The sequence below is a fragment of the Domibacillus sp. 8LH genome (genome assembly GCF_038806185.1).
GTDB lineage: Bacteria > Bacillota > Bacilli > Bacillales > Domibacillaceae > Domibacillus > Domibacillus indicus_A.
Genome location: NZ_JAVJNG010000003.1, coordinates 291,932 through 309,308 on the forward strand (window position 1 = coordinate 291,932; position 17,377 = coordinate 309,308).

Genomic DNA, 17,377 nt, shown 5'->3' on the forward strand with positions numbered 1-17,377 from the left:
GAATCCCTTGCCGCTCTTGGTGAGGGATTTCATGTACATTACAGATGGAGGTCTACATGAGCCAGCCAAAGTATAAACGTGTTGTATTAAAATTAAGTGGTGAAGCATTAGCAGGTGAAGCAGGATTTGGGATTAACCCTGCTGTTATTCAATCTGTTGCAGAACAGGTAAAAGAAGTAAGCGAATTGGATGTGGAAGTGGCAGTTGTGGTAGGCGGCGGCAACATTTGGCGCGGCAAGATTGGCAGCGAAATGGGTATGGATCGCGCAACAGCGGATTATATGGGGATGCTTGCAACCGTGATGAATTCAATGGCGCTGCAGGATAGCCTGGAACAGCTCGGAATTGAAACACGCGTACAGACATCCATTGAAATGCGCCAGATTGCTGAGCCGTACATTCGCCGTCGTGCGATTCGTCATTTGGAAAAAGGTCGTGTTGTTATTTTTGCTGCGGGTACTGGAAATCCTTACTTCTCAACCGATACAACTGCTGCACTGCGTGCTGCTGAAATTGAAGCGGAAGTTATTTTAATGGCGAAAAACAACGTGGATGGCGTGTACAGCGCCGATCCAAAAGTAGACAAAGATGCGGTTAAATACTCAGAGTTGTCTTACCTGGATGTGATTAAGGAAGGACTTGCGGTTATGGATTCCACTGCTTCTTCCCTATGCATGGACAATGATATTCCGCTTGTTGTTTTCTCGGTTACGGAAAAAGGAAACATCAAACGCGTTGTACTTGGTGATAATATCGGAACAATCGTGAGGGGGAAATAAACGTGTCTCAAGAAGTAATGAATCAATCAAAAGAAAGAATGGATAAAGCGATCTCCGCATTTAATCGCGAGCTTGCTTCCATTCGTGCTGGACGCGCAAGCGCGAACGTGCTTGACCGTATTACAATTGATTATTACGGCGCGCCAACACCAATTAACCAGCTTGCTTCTATTAACATTCCAGAAGCCCGCCTGTTAGTCATTACACCATATGATAAATCATCTATGGGTGATATTGAAAAAGCAATTTTAAAGTCAGACCTTGGTTTGACACCATCGAATGATGGTTCTGTGATTCGATTGAATTTTCCTGCTTTAACAGAAGAGCGCCGCAAAGAATTGGCCAAGCTTGTTAAAAAAGAAGCGGAAGAGGCAAAAGTAGCGATTCGCAATATTCGTCGTGACGCGAACGATGATTTGAAAAAGGGCGAAAAAAATGGTGATCTAACTGAGGATGACCTTCGCGGCTACACAGAAGATGTTCAAAAACAAACGGACAATTATATCCGCAAAGTGGATGAAATTGCCAAGGAAAAAGAACAAGAGATCATGGAAGTGTAAAGAAAAAACCCTCTTGCTGGCAGGAGGGTTTCTTTTTTTGGATTTTATCGCTCCAATTACTACGAAAACAGCATCTATGGTAAAATAGGTTGGAAGAAGCGATATGGGGGATTTTGTATGGCACATAAACAGTGGTTTTGGCAATCAAAAAACGCAGGAGAGCCTGTGATTTCCGAAGAAGGGATTCCTGCGCATATTGCCATTATTATGGATGGGAACGGCCGCTGGGCAAAAAAAAGAGCGCTGCCCCGTATTGCCGGTCATAATGAGGGAATGAAAACGGTTCGGGAAATCACAAGGGCTGCAAATAAGCTTGGTGTTAAAGTGCTGACGCTTTATGCGTTCTCGACAGAAAACTGGAAGCGGCCTAAGCTTGAAGTTGATTTTTTAATGAAGCTTCCACAGGAGTTTCTCTCTACATTTTTGCCTGAACTAATGGAAGAAAACGTACGTGTAGAAATGATAGGTGATATCGAGCAGCTTCCTGCACACACAAGAAATGCTGTGCAAAATGCAATAAACCAAACAGCCGAAAACAATGGACTTATTCTTAATTTTGCATTGAATTATGGCAGTCGAACAGAGCTTGTTCAAGCTATGCGTTCTATGATAACAGATGTTCAGTCGGGAACATTATCGGAGCAGGATATAACAGATGCTACTGTTTCCCGCTATTTAATGACCAGCCATTTGCCAGAGCCCGACCTCCTCATTCGAACAAGCGGAGAGCATCGACTAAGCAACTTTATGTTATGGCAGCTGGCTTATACGGAATTTTTCTTTACGGACGTTTTATGGCCTGATTTTTCAGAAAAACATCTACTTGAGGCAGTAGCTTCATATCAAAAAAGATCAAGGCGGTTTGGCGGGTTGTCGTAATGGAATGATGGGGGATTAACAATCATGAAACAACGAATGATAACAGGAATAATAGCGGCAGCAGCATTTTTGCCAATCGTACTGATTGGGGGGCTGCCCTTTCTTATTCTTGTTTACGTAATGAGTGCGGTGGCTGTAATAGAAGCATTAAAAATGAAACAGATTTCGATTTTCTCCATACCGGGCCTGTTGTCGATTTTGCTCGTCTTTATTATGCTGGTTCCGCAGAGCGACAGGGCGGACTGGCAATTCCTTGGCATGGAGAAGTTTGAATATCTTGGCTTATTCGTTTTGCTGTTTCTTGTTGTAACGGTCATGACGAAAAACCAATTTACGTTTGAAGATGCTGCTTATTGTATATTGCTGACACTTTATATCGGCTTTGGTTTCTATTATTTTATTGAAACGAGAGAAGCCGGCGGCGTTTTGTATGTCTTTTTTGCCCTGTTTATTACGTGGGCATCTGACTCGGGCGCATATTTTATTGGCCGCTCATTTGGAAAACGCAAGCTTTGGCCGGATATCAGCCCGAATAAAACAGTGGCCGGCTTTTACGGGGGAATTGGCTCTGCCGTAGTCGTTGCGGCAGTTTTTCTGCTGTTTCTTGATTTCCAGGCGCCGGCTCTGTGGGTACTCGTATCGGCAGCGATTCTGTCTGTAGCAGGCCAGGTAGGCGATTTGGCAGAATCCGCTCTGAAGCGGCATTATGGTGTAAAAGATTCAGGTAATCTGCTGCCAGGCCATGGTGGGATTTTAGACCGCACAGACAGCTGGCTGTTCGTGTTTCCGCTGTTGCACATGCTTCAACTATTGTAGGGAGATGAATGTAGTGAAAACGATAAGTTTATTAGGGGCAACCGGATCCATTGGTGTGCAGACTCTTGATATTATACGGAAGCATCCAGATTCTTTCCGGCTGGCGGCTTTTTCTGCAGGGAAAAACGAGGAAGCTGCTGAAAACATCATTCGAGAATTTGAGCCAGCGCTCGTCTCTGTTATCGAAAAAAATACAGCGGAACGCCTGCAGGCGAAGTTTCCGTCCGTACGCGTATTGTATGGAAAGGAAGGGCTTGAAGCAACGGCAGTGATTCCGGAAGCAGACACACTTGTAAACGCGGTGATTGGCAGTGTCGGCCTGGAGCCGACGCTTAAAGCGATAAAGGCGAAAAAAAACATCGCCATTGCCAATAAAGAAACGCTTGTTACAGCTGGACATATTGTAACAGGGGCCGCAAAGCAGGCGGGCGTTCATTTACTTCCAGTTGACAGTGAGCATTCAGCCATTTTTCAAAGCCTGCAGGGTGAACAGGAAAAAAATATCAGCCGGCTCATTTTAACAGCTTCAGGCGGAAGCTTCCGTGATAGAAAAAGGGAAGAGCTCGAAAAAGTAACCGTAGAAGAAACATTAAATCATCCAAACTGGTCTATGGGCGCGAAAATAACAGTCGATTCTGCTACAATGATGAATAAGGGGCTTGAAGTAATTGAAGCGCACTGGCTGTTTGGCCTGCCTTATGAACAAATTGATGTTATTTTGCACCGTGAAAGCATCATCCACTCGATGGTCGAGTTTCATGACCGGTCGGTGATGGCACAGCTTGGTTCACCTGATATGCGTGTGCCGATCCAGTATGCACTCACTTGGCCGGACCGGCTGCCTCTTCCTGATACGGATCAGCTGAATTTAGCCGAGATTGGCCGTCTTCATTTTCAAGAGATGGATTTTGACCGATACCGTATGCTTTATCTTGCTTACACAGCGGGACGCACAGGCGGAACGATGCCTGCCGTGATGAATGCGGCAAATGAAGAAGCGGTAGCTGCTTTTCTCGATCGGAAAATATCATTTTTGCAAATTGATGAAATGGTGGAGCGAACGATGGAGGGACATACACCTGTTCAATCACCAGAACTTGGGGCAGTGCTGGAGGCAGATGCTGAAGCCAGGGCGGCAGTACGCTCACTTTTATCATAAAAAAAGGTGGTTAGAAACGTTTGAATACCGTTATAGCGTTTATCGTTATCTTTGGATCGCTTGTTTTTTTCCATGAATTAGGCCACTTTCTCTTTGCTAAGCGGGCCGGTATTCTATGCCGTGAATTTGCGATCGGATTCGGTCCGAAAATATTTGCGCATAAAAAAGGAGAAACCGTTTATACGATCCGCCTGCTTCCGCTCGGAGGCTATGTACGCATGGCGGGTGAAGACCCAGAAACGACAGAACTGAAAGCCGGCCAGAGAATTGGCGTTGTTTTTAATGAAAAAGGCGAGGCGGTTAATTTAATTGTAAATGGCCGGGATCGCTTTAAAGATGCTCGCACGATTGAAGTTGAAAAAGCGGATCTTGAGCATGGCTTAACGATCAGTGGATATGAAGAAGGCGAAGAAGAACTGCGCACTTATCCGGTACACCGTGAAGCTTTAATGACCGAAGACCAGTTAAGCACGCAAATTGCGCCGTATGACCGCCAATTTAATTCAAAAACGCTTCCGCAGCGTGCTATGGCTATTTTTGCCGGTCCTTTGTTTAACTTCATTCTCGCGTTCATTATTTTCGTAGTACTAGCCATGATTCAGGGAATTCCAACGGACGAGCCAAAGCTTGGTGAAGTGATTAACAATGGGGCAGCAGTTGAAGCCGGCCTAAAAGAAGGAGACCGTGTGATCTCCATTAATGGAGAAAACATGGGATCCTGGAAAGAAATCGTTACGGTTATTCAGGACAACCCAGGAAAAGAGTTAACTTTTGCCATCGATCGTAATGGGGAACAATTAACGATACCTGTTACGCCGGATAAAGAAACGGCAGAAGGCGAAACATTCGGCCGTATCGGCGTGTATAGTCCTTTTGAGCACTCTGTACTTGGCTCGTTCACGTATGGGGCCAAAGAAGTGTACGTTTGGACGAAGATGATCATCAATATGCTTGGCACGATTGTAACGGGGCAGTTTTCGCTTGATATGCTGTCAGGGCCTGTTGGCATTTATGTTTCCACCGATACAGTCGCTCAGTCCGGCATTTTAAACCTGGCAAAATGGGCGGGTGTACTGAGCATAAATCTCGGGATTATGAATCTCCTGCCGCTTCCAGCTTTAGACGGCGGACGCCTGCTGTTTTTCTTGTATGAAGCGATACGTGGAAAGCCGGTAGACCGCCGCATGGAGGGTATGGTGCATTTTGTCGGCTTTGCGCTGCTTATGCTTTTGATGATTGTAGTTACATGGAATGATATTGAAAGATTCTTTTTACAGTAAATTATTATTTTAGTCGAGGTGCGATTGAATGAAACAAAGCAAAACGTTAATTCCAACGATGCGGGAAGTACCGGCTGATGCGGACGTAAAAAGCCATCAGCTGCTTCTTCGCGCCGGTTTTATCCGGCAAAATGCAAGCGGGGTTTACAGCTATCTGCCGCTTGGCCAAAAAATGCTCCGCAAAGTAGAAGCGATTGTCCGTGAAGAAATGGATGCCGCAGGGGCAGTTGAACTTCTAATGCCGGCCCTGCAGCAGGCAGAGCTTTGGGAGGAGTCAGGACGCTGGCAGACTTATGGTCCGGAACTCATGCGTTTAAAAGATCGTCATTCACGCGACTTCGCACTCGGCGCAACCCATGAGGAAGTGATTACATCTCTTATCCGGGATGAAATAAAATCATACAAGCGCCTGCCGCTGACTTTGTACCAAATTCAAACAAAGTTCCGTGATGAAAAACGACCACGGTTTGGCCTGCTTCGCGGCCGCGAATTTATTATGAAAGATGCATACTCCTTCCATGCTTCACAAGAGAGCCTGGACGAAGTATATGATCGTTTATTTGAAGCATATTCGAATATCTTCCGCCGCTGCGGATTGAATTTCCGGGCAGTTATTGCCGACTCAGGTGCAATGGGCGGAAAAGACACACATGAGTTTATGGTGTTGTCTGATATCGGTGAAGATACAATTGCGTATTCAGACACATCTGATTATGCAGCAAATGTAGAGATGGCGCCGGTTGCAGTCGTATATGAAAAAAGTGATGAGGAACAAAAACCGCTTGAGAAAGTAGAAACACCTGATTCAAAAACGATTGAGACAGTCAGTGCGTTTTTGGATGTTTCAGCTGAGCAGTGCATTAAAACGCTTCTTTTTAACGTTGACGATGAAATGGTCGTTGTTCTTGCACGCGGAGATCATGAAATCAACGATATTAAATTGAAAAATGCTTTAAATGCCAAAACGGTCGAAATGGCGGATGAAGAAGAGGCCGTAAAATTATTTGGTGCTTCGTTCGGTTCGCTTGGCCCGGTTGGCCTTCCGGCTGATGTAAAAATACTGGCTGATAACGCCGTTCAACCGATGGTAAACATTGTGTGCGGGGCGAACGAAAATGGCTTTCATTATGTGAATGCCAATGCAGATCGTGATTTCCATGTAACAGAATTTGCAGATCTTCGCTTTATTTTAGAAGGTGATCCGTCTCCAGATGGAGAAGGAACGATTCAGTTTGCAAAAGGAATCGAAGTTGGCCACATCTTCAAGCTGGGCACGCGTTACAGTGAAGCAATGAACGCTGTGTATCTGGATGAAAACGGCCGGACACAGCCGATGATTATGGGCTGCTACGGTATCGGCGTTTCCCGTGTTCTTGCAGCAATGGCGGAACAGTACAATGATGAAAACGGCTTTGTATGGCCGCTAAATCTTACGCCATTTGATGTTCATGTGATTCCTGTCAATGTGAAAGACTCGGCGCAGACAGATGCAGCAAACGAAATCTACACGGCTCTTCGGAATGCAGGTATGGATGTGCTGCTCGATGATCGTGCTGAACGTGCAGGGGTTAAGTTTACCGATAGTGATTTAATTGGTGTGCCTGTTCGTGTAACAGCAGGGAAAAAAGCTGCTGAAGGCATTGTTGAAATAAAAGTACGCCAGACAGGCGAAGTAGTAGAAACGTCTGTTGAAGAAATCGTGCAAGCGGTACGCAGCTTGCAGGCTGCACTTTAAAAGAAAAAGGATGACCGGCTCGTGCCGCTCATCCTTTTCTGTGTAAGGGGGAAATAAAAATGAAGGAAGCATCAAGTGGACGGAGCCGCTTTTTAATCCTGCTGGACCAGCTTCGGCTAACAGAAGATGCAGTGGTCCGCCACTTTGAAGGAACCGAAATCAAAAAATTAACCGTATTAAAACAAGAAAAAAAGTGGCATTTTGTATTTGCGGCCCCAGCGCTGATTCCGTGTAATGTTCTCATGCGGTTTGCCGATGCGCTGTCTGCCACATTTGCCACATTTGCCTCGGTTACTTTTTCAATGGAAGTGCAGGATCGTACATGTACACCTGAGTATATTATCGAGTATTGGCCGTATTGCGTCCGCCAGCTTGAAGGCATGGCGCCTCCGCTTTTAGCGGCATTAAACGGGCAAAAACCGGAGGTATCGGGGACCAAGCTTGTGATCCGCACCCAAAATGAAATGGAAGGCATGGCGCTGAAAAACAAATATGGACGCCGCTTGTCCGAAGTGTATGAAAGTCTTGGATTTCCGCCGCTGACATTTGACATACAGGTTTCCCAAAACGAACGAAACGAAGAATATGAAAAGTTTTTAGAAGAAAAGCGCAAAGAAGATGCGGAACGGGCACGTCAGGCAGTCATCGATATGCAAAACCGGGCAAAAGAGCAGGATGAGGCTCCGGAAGAATCCGGCCCTGTAACGATTGGTTATATGATCAAGCCGGATGCAGACTTTAAAAAGCTTGAAGAAATTGTTGATGAAGAGCGCCGGATTGCTTCAGAAGGGTATATCTTTGACGCAGAAACGAAAGAGCTGCGCAGCGGCCGTACGCTGCTCACTTTTAAGATTACCGACTACACGGACTCCTTAATGGTCAAAATGTTTTCACGTGACAAAGAAGACGCTGCGATGTTTAACCGTATTAAAAAAGGCATGTGGGTACGTGTGCGGGGGTCTGTTCAAAATGACACCTTTGTCCGTGACCTCGTGATGATCGCCAATGATGTAAATGAAATTCGTTCCCCGATGCGGGAAGATACAGCAGAGGAAAAACGGGTGGAACTTCATCTTCATTCACCGATGAGCCAGATGGATGCTATAACGTCTATCAGCACATTAGTCGGGCAGGCAAAAAAATGGGGGCATCCGGCTATCGCTATTACCGATCATGCAGTGGCTCAGTCGTTCCCGGAAGCATACAGTGCCGGAAAAAAACATGGCGTAAAAATTTTATATGGAATGGAAGCCAATCTCGTTAATGACGGTGTGCCGATCGCATACGAAGATGCCGACCGGGAGCTTGCTACAGACACGTATGTGGTTTTTGACGTTGAAACGACGGGTCTTTCAGCAGTATACGATACGATTATTGAACTGGCAGCAGTCAAAATAAAAGACGGTGAAATTATCGACCGGTTTGAACGATTTGCCAACCCGCATCATCCGCTGTCTGCAACGACCATTGAACTGACCGGGATTACCGATGACATGGTACAAGACGCTCCCGAGATAGACGAAGTGCTCCGTGATTTCAAAGAGTGGAGCGGGGATGCCATCTTGGTTGCGCATAATGCGTCGTTTGATATGGGCTTTATTCAAACAGGCTACAAAAAGTATGGTATCGGCCGGACCTCAAATCCAGTGATTGACACACTGGAGCTGGCACGTTTACTGTACCCGGATATGAAAAATCACCGGCTGAACACACTGGCGAAAAAATTCGATGTAGAATTAACCCAGCATCACCGTGCGATTTATGATGCGGAAGCGACGGGATACATCCTGCTTAAATTGTTAAAAGATGCAGATGAAAAAGGGATTAAGAAACATAACGAGTTCAATAACTTTATGGGGGAAGGCGGGGCCTATAAACGTGCACGCCCTTACCACTGTACGATTCTTGCCCAAAATGCAGAAGGGCTGAAAAACTTATTTAAGCTTGTGTCCCTCTCGCATATCAATTACTTTTACCGTGTGCCGCGCATCCCGCGTTCTGTTTTGCAAAAGCACCGCGGCGGCTTGCTGATTGGATCCGGCTGCAACAAAGGGGAAGTATTTGAAGCGATGATGCAAAAAGGGATGGACGAAGCACGACAGGCTGCTGAGTTTTATGATTATTTAGAAGTGCAGCCGAAAGCCGTGAATGCGCCGCTGATTGAAATGGAGCTTGTACGTGATGAAGCAGGTCTTGAAGATATTATTCGAAACATCGTCACCATTGGAGAAGAACAAAACAAATTAGTTGCCGCAACCGGCAATGTTCATTATTTAAATGAAGAAGACAAAGTGTACCGCCACATTTTAATTTCATCTATGGGCGGAGCCAATCCATTAAATCGCCAGACGCTGCCGGACGTTCACTTCCGGACAACGGATGATATGCTTGACGCTTTTTCATTTTTGGGGAAAGAAAAAGCGCATGAGATCGTTGTAACCAACACGAATAAGATCGCTGATATGATCGAAGAAGTCAAACCGATTAAAGACGATCTGTATACGCCGAAAATCGAAGGCGCTGACGAAGAAATGCGGGAAATGAGTTATGGTATGGCACGGAAGATTTATGGGGATGACCTGCCGGAAATTGTAGAAGCGAGGCTTGAAAAAGAATTAAAAAGTATCATCGGCCATGGATTTGCGGTTATTTACCTGATTTCGCATAAGCTGGTGAAAAAGTCGCTTGATGACGGTTACCTGGTTGGCTCACGCGGATCGGTCGGTTCGTCATTTGTTGCCACGATGACCGAAATAACAGAAGTAAATCCTCTGCCTCCGCACTATGTATGCTCATCGTGCAAAAAATCCGAGTTCTTTGATGACGGATCGGTCGGCTCTGGATTTGACCTGCCGGATAAAGATTGTCCAAACTGCGGCATTCCCTACAAAAAAGACGGACATGATATTCCGTTTGAAACATTCCTTGGATTTAAAGGGGACAAAGTACCGGATATCGATTTGAACTTCTCGGGTGAGTATCAGCCGCGTGCGCATAATTACACGAAAGAGCTGTTTGGTGAGGAGTATGTATTCAGGGCCGGCACCATTGGTACGGTAGCGGAAAAAACCGCCTACGGCTATGTGAAAAAGTATGCTGAAGAATATACGAAGCAATACCGGAGTGCTGAAGTAGACCGTCTTGTATCTGGATGTACGGGCGTTAAGCGGACAACCGGACAGCATCCAGGCGGTATTATCGTTGTGCCGGATTACATGGATATATACGATTTTTCACCGATTCAGTATCCGGCAGACTCTGATAAATCGGAGTGGAAAACGACCCATTTTGATTTCCATTCCATCCACGATAACCTGCTTAAGCTCGATATTCTCGGCCACGATGATCCAACGGTAATCCGGATGCTTCAGGATTTATCAGGCATAGATCCAAAAACGATTCCGACCGATGACCCTGAAGTAATGAAGATTTTCAGCGGCACTGAATCCCTCGGTGTAACGGAAGAACAAATTATGTGTAAAACCGGTACACTTGGTATTCCGGAATTTGGTACGCGGTTCGTCCGCCAGATGCTTGAAGAAACAAAACCAACTACATTCTCAGAGCTCGTTCAAATTTCCGGTTTGTCTCACGGAACGGATGTATGGCTCGGCAATGCGCAGGAACTGATTCAAAAAGGCATCTGCCAGCTGTCTGACGTAATCGGCTGCCGGGATGACATTATGGTCTATTTGATTTACCAAGGGCTTGAACCGGCTTTTGCTTTTAAAATCATGGAATCTGTCCGTAAAGGAAAAGGGCTGACAGAAGAAATGGAAGAAGAAATGCGCAAAAATGAAGTGCCGGAATGGTATATTGATTCATGTAAAAAAATCAAATATATGTTTCCGAAAGCGCACGCCGCCGCTTACGTTTTAATGGCCGTGCGGATCGCATACTTTAAAGTGCATTTGCCGCTTCTTTACTATGCTGCTTATTTCACGGTCCGTGCGGAAGATTTTGATATCGATGTGATGTCAAAGGGCTCTTCTGCGATCAAAGCACTGCTTCAGGAAATTAACGCAAAAGGGCTGGATGCATCACCGAAAGAGAAAAACTTGATGACGGTTCTTGAGCTGGCACTTGAGATGGTAGAGCGAGGCTTTACGTTCAAAAAAGTGGATTTATATCGTTCAAGCGCAGATGAATTTGTCATTGACGGCAATTCTCTTATTCCGCCGTTTAATGCGCTGCCGGGTCTTGGGACAAATGCGGCTAAAAATATTGTGGCGTCCCGTGAACACGGTGAGTTTTTATCCAAAGAGGATTTACAGCAGCGTGGTAAGGTTTCGAAAACCATTATGGAATACTTGGAGAAAATGGGATGTCTCGATGCGCTGCCCGACCAAAACCAGCTGTCACTGTTTTGAGGCGCGTTTGCAAAAAGGGTGCATTTATGGTATCCTTACAGATGGAAATTGCATGATAACTCTCTTCGAAAGAGTGGGCCGCCCCCACTCTTTCGTGTTTGTTGCGGGGATGTTCCGAAACAAATTTTTTCATGCGGGAGGATAAAAAATGAGCAAAATCATCGAAACGGTTGAACAAATCGCCGTACCAATCATTGAAGAATTAAACCTCGAACTCGTTGAAACAGAGTATGTAAAAGAGGGGAAAAACTGGTTTTTGCGCCTCTACATTGACAAAGAAAACGGCGTGGACATTGAAGAGTGCGCAGCGGTCAGCGAACGGTTGAGCGAAAAGCTTGATGCACTCGACCCGGACCCGATTCCACACAATTATTTCCTTGAAGTTTCATCACCAGGGGCAGAGCGCCCGCTTAAAAAAGAGCAGGATTTCGAACGGGCTGTCGGCCGGCATGTGAACATTAAGCTTTATGAGCCAATTGATGGGGAAAAAACATTTGAAGGAACACTTCTTTCGTTTGCAGATGGCGAGCTGACTGTAGAATATATGGTTAAAACCCGCAAAAAGCAAGTAACGGTTCCACTTTCCAAAGTGGCAAAAGCGCGTCTGGCTGTCACATTTTAAAAAAATTTAATAAGATATGGATGTAAGGAGGCTTTTTGGCCAATGAGTTCAGAATTATATGATGCGTTGCTTTATCTTGAGAAAGAAAAAGGCATTGAGCGCAGTTTGTTAATTGAAGCAATTGAAGCAGCACTTGTCTCAGCGTATAAACGCAATTTTAACCAGGCACAAAACGTTCGGGTGGAGCTGAATTTAGAAGCCGGCTCAATGCGTGTGTTTGCCCGGAAAGAGGTTGTAGAGGAAGTATTCGACTTCCGTTTGGAAATTGCGTTGGCTGATGCAGTACAAATCAATCCTTCGTATGAAATTGGCGATGTGGTCGAAATGGAAGTAACACCAAAAGATTTTGGCCGGATTGCAGCTCAAGCAGCAAAGCAAGTTGTAACGCAGCGTGTTCGTGAAGCAGAACGCGGAATTATTTATTCAGAATTTATCGACCGTGAAGAAGATATTATGACCGGTATTGTACAACGCCAGGATGCCCGCTTTATTTATGTAAGCCTTGGCAAAATCGAGGCGCTTTTGCCACAGGCAGAGCAAATGGCGAATGAAACATACAAGCCGCATGATCGAATCAAAGTGTTTATTACAAAAGTGGAGCGGACAACAAAAGGCCCGCAAATTTATGTATCACGCACACATCCAGGACTTCTGAAGCGCTTGTTTGAAATTGAAGTGCCGGAAATTTTTGACGGCACTGTTGAAATTCGCTCGGTATCACGCGAAGCAGGCGACCGTTCCAAAATTTCTGTTCATGCAGAAAACCCGGAAGTGGATCCGATTGGCGCATGCGTCGGTCCGAAAGGCAATCGCGTTCAGGCAATCGTAAACGAGCTGAAAGGCGAAAAAATCGATATCGTTCAGTGGTCAGAAGATCCGGTTGTCTTTGTGGCTAATGCCCTCAGCCCGGCTAAAGTCGTTGAGGTTATGGTGGATGAGGAAAACAAAGCAACAACCGTTATCGTACCGGATTATCAATTATCACTGGCTATCGGCAAGCGCGGTCAAAACGCCCGTCTTGCAGCGAAACTAACAGGCTGGAAAATTGATATCAAAAGTGAAACGGACGCTCGGGCAGCAGGCATTTATCCAAGCGGAAAAACAGCCGAGCAGGATGAAGACGATACAGAGCCGTCGAACAACAACCTTGAAGATTTCTTTTCTGAAGAAATCGAATAAGGAGGCGTACTGCAATGCCAATGCCTAAAAAAGTGCCGCTTAGAAAGTGTGCGGCAACAGGAGAAATGAAACCCAAAAAAGAAATGATCCGCATTGTCCGGTCGAAGGAAGGCGAAGTGTCCGTTGACCCAACCGGCAAAAAATCGGGACGGGGCACTTATGTTTCCCGGACGAAAGAAGCGGTGGAAGCAGCTCAAAAGAAAAATGTGCTGGCACGGCAGCTGAGTGCGGAAGTGCCGCCATCTATTTATGAAGAATTATTTGAGCTTGTGGCGAAAGGCAACGACTGAGATGGCCGTACATCCATGGGCTTCGTTTCTCGGTCTTGCCAACCGGGCCGGCAAGCTGATTACCGGTGAAGAACTGACCGTAAAAGAAATACAGCGCGGGAATGCAAAACTGGTTCTTTTATCAAAAGATGCATCCCGCAACACAGAAAAGAAAATAACGGATAAAGCAGCTTTTTACAAAGTGCCGGTGCGCCGCGTAGAAAATCGCGAAGTACTCGGACAGGCCATTGGCAAAGAAGCGCGTGTCGTTGTGGCGGTAACGGACACCGGTTTTGCTAAAAAGCTTAAAACGCTTATCGAGGAGGAGTGACAGAAGCGATCTGTCATGACAAGGAGGCTGTTTGAATTTGAATAATAAACCGAATAATCAACAATCAACTACGAACAAACCGGCGGGAAATCGTGGACCGGCAAAGCCGAAGCCAACAGGTTCTAGACCAGGCCAGCAAAAGCAGGGCGGTTCAAAACCGGGTTCCCGCGGCATTAACGGCGGGCCACGCGGAAAAGGCCGTTCCGGTGGACAGCGTAAAGGAGCACCGAAACAGCCAATTCCAGTGAAAAAGAAAGAAATTCCGGAAAAAATTGTTTTCTCGGGTTCTTTAACAGTAGGCGAGCTTGCCAAGAAAATGAACGTTGAACCATCTGATGTCATTAAAAAATTGTTTATGCTCGGCGTAATGGCAACGATTAACCAGGAGCTTGATAAAGATGCCATTGAACTTGTGGCAGGAGAGTTTAACGTAGAGGTAGAAGAAGAAATTTTAATCGATAAAGCAGACCTTGAAACATATTTTGAAGAAGAAGATACTGAAGAAACTGCGGTTGAACGTCCGGCTGTTGTAACCATTATGGGTCACGTTGACCACGGAAAAACGACACTTTTGGATTCTATCCGTAACACAAAAGTAACAGAAGGCGAAGCTGGTGGTATTACGCAGCATATCGGTGCCTACCAAGCTGAAGCAAACGGCAAAAAGATTACATTCCTTGACACACCAGGACACGCTGCGTTTACAACAATGCGTGCACGTGGTGCGAAAGTAACCGATATTACCATTCTTGTAGTGGCAGCAGATGACGGTGTTATGCCGCAGACCGTTGAAGCCATCAACCACGCAAAAGCAGCAGAAGTGCCGATTATCGTTGCTGTAAACAAAATTGATAAGCCGGCTGCAAATCCGGATCGTGTGATGCAGGAATTAACAGAGCATGGACTTGTTCCTGAAGCATGGGGCGGCGATACCATCTTCGTTCCACTTTCAGCAAAACACGGCGAAGGTATTGATACATTGCTCGAGATGATTCTTCTTGTTGCAGAAGTAGAAGAATTAAAAGCAGATCCAAAACGAAAAGCAATGGGTACAGTTATTGAAGCCGAGCTGGATAAAGGCCGCGGTTCTGTAGCAACATTGCTTGTTCAAAACGGTACGTTAAATGTCGGTGACCCGATTGTTGTTGGAAACACATTTGGACGTGTCCGCGCCATGGTAAACGACATTGGCCGCCGTGTTAAAACAGCTGGCCCGTCTACCCCGGTTGAAATTACCGGATTGAATGAAGTGCCGCTTGCGGGTGATCGATTCGTCGTATTCGAAGACGAGAAAACAGCACGTCAAATCGGGGAATCCCGTGCGCAGGATGCTCTTTTGGCACAGCGGAGCGAGAAAACAAAAGTCAGCCTTGATAACCTGTTTGAACATATGAAACAAGGGGAAATGAAAGATTTAAACATCGTTTTAAAAGCCGATGTACAAGGATCGGTTGAAGCGGTAGCGGCTGCTCTTCAAAAAATTGAAGTAGAAGGCGTAAACGTAAAAATCATCCATACCGGTGCCGGTGCGATTACAGAATCAGATATTATTTTGGCTTCTGCTTCAAATGCCATCGTTATTGGATTCAATGTGCGTCCGGATGTGAATGCAAAACGCACGGCGGAAGCGGAAGAAGTAGAAGTACGTCTGCATCGTATTATCTACAAAGTCATCGAAGAAATCGAGGCTGCGATGAAAGGAATGCTTGATCCGGAATTTGAAGAAAAAATTATCGGACAAGCGGAAGTACGCCAGACATTCAAAGTGTCTAAAATCGGTACAATTGCGGGAAGCTATGTAACAGAAGGGAAAATCACACGTGATTCAGGCGTCCGCTTGATTCGCGACGGCATCGTTATTTTCGAAGGAGAAGTCGATGCGCTGAAACGCTTCAAAGATGATGCAAAAGAAGTCGCGCAGGGCTATGAGTGCGGGATTACTATTCGTGGCTTTAATGATGTCAAAGAAGGCGATGTTATTGAAGCGTTTATCGAACAGGAAATCGAACGTAAGTAACCTTCGTCCCAAGGAGTGAGAAGTATGTCAATGCGTTCTAATCGTGTGGCGGAACAAATGAAAAAAGAACTGACGGAAATTTTAAGCCGGAAAGTTAAAGATCCCCGTATCGGATTTCTAACTGTAACGGATGTAGAGGTTACCGGAGATCTGCAGCAGGCAACCGTTTATATTACGGTGCTTGGCGGTGAAGAAGAGCGGGAGGGCACACTGAAGGCATTAGCGAAAGCAAAAGGATTTATCCGTTCTGAACTTGGAACTCGAATCCGCCTTCGTAAAACCCCGGAGCTTATGTTTGAGTTTGATGAATCAGTTGCGTACGGAAACAAAATCGATACGCTGCTGCGGGAATTAAGAGACTCAGACCCGTCGTAATACAAAAAGAGCGCCTTGAGAAGCAGCAGGAATGTCGGCTGCTTGATCAGGCGCTTTTTTTTGATAGCAAAAGCAAAAGGAGGCTTGAAATATGAATGGCATTTTGCCGCTATGGAAAGAAAAAGGAATGACATCACATGACTGTGTATTTAAAGCCCGTAAAATTCTTCGTACGAAAAAAGTAGGCCATACGGGTACACTCGATCCCGATGTAGAAGGCGTGCTTCCTCTTTGTATCGGGACAGCAACGAGGCTCGCTGAATATATTACCGACAGTGGAAAAACCTATGAGGCAGAAGTAACCATTGGCTTTTCAACAGAAACGGAGGATGCGTCCGGAGCAGTGGTGGAGTCAAGGGCGGTTGACCGGTCTATTACGGATGCCGAGCTTGAAAGTGTGCTCCAAAGCCTCACTGGTGAAATTGAGCAAATACCACCTATGTACTCGGCTGTAAAAGTGAACGGCAGGCGTTTATATGAATATGCACGGGCCGGACAAACGGTAGAGCGCCCGTCACGGATCGTCTCTATTTACAGCATTGAGCGAATCAGCCCAATCGAACAGGAAAATGAAAAAGTCCGCTTTTCCATTCGCGTTTCTTGCGGGAAAGGGACCTATATTCGAACTTTGGCTGTAATGATTGGCGAAAAGCTCGGCTACCCGGCGCATATGTCACGCTTAGTACGTACCCATTCAGGAGGCTTTGGTGAAGACGACTGCGTCACGCTGTCTGTGCTGGCGGAACGGGCTCCAGAGGACGTCTTAAAGCCGGTTGAAACAGCGGTTTCTCATTTGCCGAAGTGGATCGTAAATGATACAGTAGCAGTAAAGGTAAAGAATGGGGCTGTTTTGTCGAAGCCTGCCCAGTGGCCGGCTGGGGAGTCCGAAGCAGCTGTTTATTTAAACGGGGAACTATTGGCCATCTACCAGGTTCATCCGGAAAAAACAGGGCTGATCAAGCCGGTTAAAGTGATGCCACAATGACAGAGAGACAGGTGTGAAATG

The 17,377-nt window shown here is 45.9% G+C and carries 15 protein-coding genes; all 15 read left to right on the forward strand.

Translation table 11 applies throughout. The features are described 5' to 3' along the window. The first annotated feature begins 56 nt into the window (after nucleotides 1-56). Nucleotides 57-779, forward strand: coding sequence for a UMP kinase (gene pyrH, locus RG959_RS07970; RefSeq protein WP_251270214.1), 723 nt, complete (start codon nucleotides 57-59; stop codon nucleotides 777-779). Nucleotides 780-796: 17 nt separating this feature from the next. Beyond that, on the forward strand, nucleotides 797-1,339 hold the full coding sequence (gene frr / locus RG959_RS07975; protein ID WP_483298861.1) for a ribosome recycling factor: 543 nt from the start codon (nucleotides 797-799) through the stop codon (nucleotides 1,337-1,339). A gap of 117 nt (nucleotides 1,340-1,456) precedes the next feature. Further along, the gene (locus RG959_RS07980) at nucleotides 1,457-2,218 is read left to right on the forward strand and encodes an undecaprenyl pyrophosphate synthase (RefSeq protein ID WP_251270213.1); all 762 of its coding nucleotides are present in this window, start codon (nucleotides 1,457-1,459) and stop codon (nucleotides 2,216-2,218) included. 24 nt (nucleotides 2,219-2,242) lie between these two features. Further along, complete coding sequence (locus RG959_RS07985; protein ID WP_342796639.1) at nucleotides 2,243-3,034, forward strand: phosphatidate cytidylyltransferase; 792 nt, start codon at nucleotides 2,243-2,245, stop codon at nucleotides 3,032-3,034. Between the two features lie 13 nt (nucleotides 3,035-3,047). After that, nucleotides 3,048-4,193: a 1-deoxy-D-xylulose-5-phosphate reductoisomerase gene (locus RG959_RS07990; protein WP_342796640.1), complete on the forward strand. Its 1,146-nt coding sequence runs from the start codon at nucleotides 3,048-3,050 to the stop codon at nucleotides 4,191-4,193. A 20-nt stretch (nucleotides 4,194-4,213) separates the two neighbouring features. After that, a complete protein-coding gene (gene rseP / locus RG959_RS07995) occupies nucleotides 4,214-5,473 on the forward strand; it encodes an RIP metalloprotease RseP (protein WP_342796641.1) in 1,260 nt (419 codons plus the stop codon). A 28-nt stretch (nucleotides 5,474-5,501) separates the two neighbouring features. Continuing rightward, entirely contained in the window at nucleotides 5,502-7,208 is a 1,707-nt protein-coding gene (locus RG959_RS08000) for a proline--tRNA ligase (RefSeq protein WP_342796642.1), read from the forward strand. A 59-nt stretch (nucleotides 7,209-7,267) separates the two neighbouring features. Beyond that, complete coding sequence (locus tag RG959_RS08005; RefSeq protein WP_342796643.1) at nucleotides 7,268-11,578, forward strand: PolC-type DNA polymerase III; 4,311 nt, start codon at nucleotides 7,268-7,270, stop codon at nucleotides 11,576-11,578. Nucleotides 11,579-11,726: 148 nt separating this feature from the next. After that, the gene (gene rimP / locus RG959_RS08010; protein WP_342796644.1) at nucleotides 11,727-12,200 is read left to right on the forward strand and encodes a ribosome maturation factor RimP; all 474 of its coding nucleotides are present in this window, start codon (nucleotides 11,727-11,729) and stop codon (nucleotides 12,198-12,200) included. Between the two features lie 42 nt (nucleotides 12,201-12,242). Further along, nucleotides 12,243-13,379, forward strand: a complete 1,137-nt coding sequence (gene nusA, locus RG959_RS08015) for a transcription termination factor NusA (RefSeq protein WP_342796645.1) — start codon at nucleotides 12,243-12,245, stop codon at nucleotides 13,377-13,379. A 14-nt stretch (nucleotides 13,380-13,393) separates the two neighbouring features. After that, nucleotides 13,394-13,669, forward strand: coding sequence for an RNase P modulator RnpM (gene rnpM / locus RG959_RS08020; protein ID WP_242234464.1), 276 nt, complete (start codon nucleotides 13,394-13,396; stop codon nucleotides 13,667-13,669). A gap of 1 nt (nucleotide 13,670) precedes the next feature. Beyond that, nucleotides 13,671-13,979 (forward strand): YlxQ family RNA-binding protein, encoded by a 309-nt coding sequence (locus RG959_RS08025; RefSeq protein WP_242234465.1) that lies wholly within the window; start codon nucleotides 13,671-13,673, stop codon nucleotides 13,977-13,979. 37 nt (nucleotides 13,980-14,016) lie between these two features. Further along, entirely contained in the window at nucleotides 14,017-15,996 is a 1,980-nt protein-coding gene (gene infB, locus RG959_RS08030; protein WP_342796646.1) for a translation initiation factor IF-2, read from the forward strand. A gap of 24 nt (nucleotides 15,997-16,020) precedes the next feature. Then, nucleotides 16,021-16,371 (forward strand): 30S ribosome-binding factor RbfA, encoded by a 351-nt coding sequence (gene rbfA, locus RG959_RS08035; RefSeq protein ID WP_046175015.1) that lies wholly within the window; start codon nucleotides 16,021-16,023, stop codon nucleotides 16,369-16,371. A 91-nt stretch (nucleotides 16,372-16,462) separates the two neighbouring features. After that, nucleotides 16,463-17,356 (forward strand): tRNA pseudouridine(55) synthase TruB, encoded by an 894-nt coding sequence (gene truB / locus RG959_RS08040; protein WP_342796647.1) that lies wholly within the window; start codon nucleotides 16,463-16,465, stop codon nucleotides 17,354-17,356. Nucleotides 17,357-17,377 lie beyond the last annotated feature (21 nt).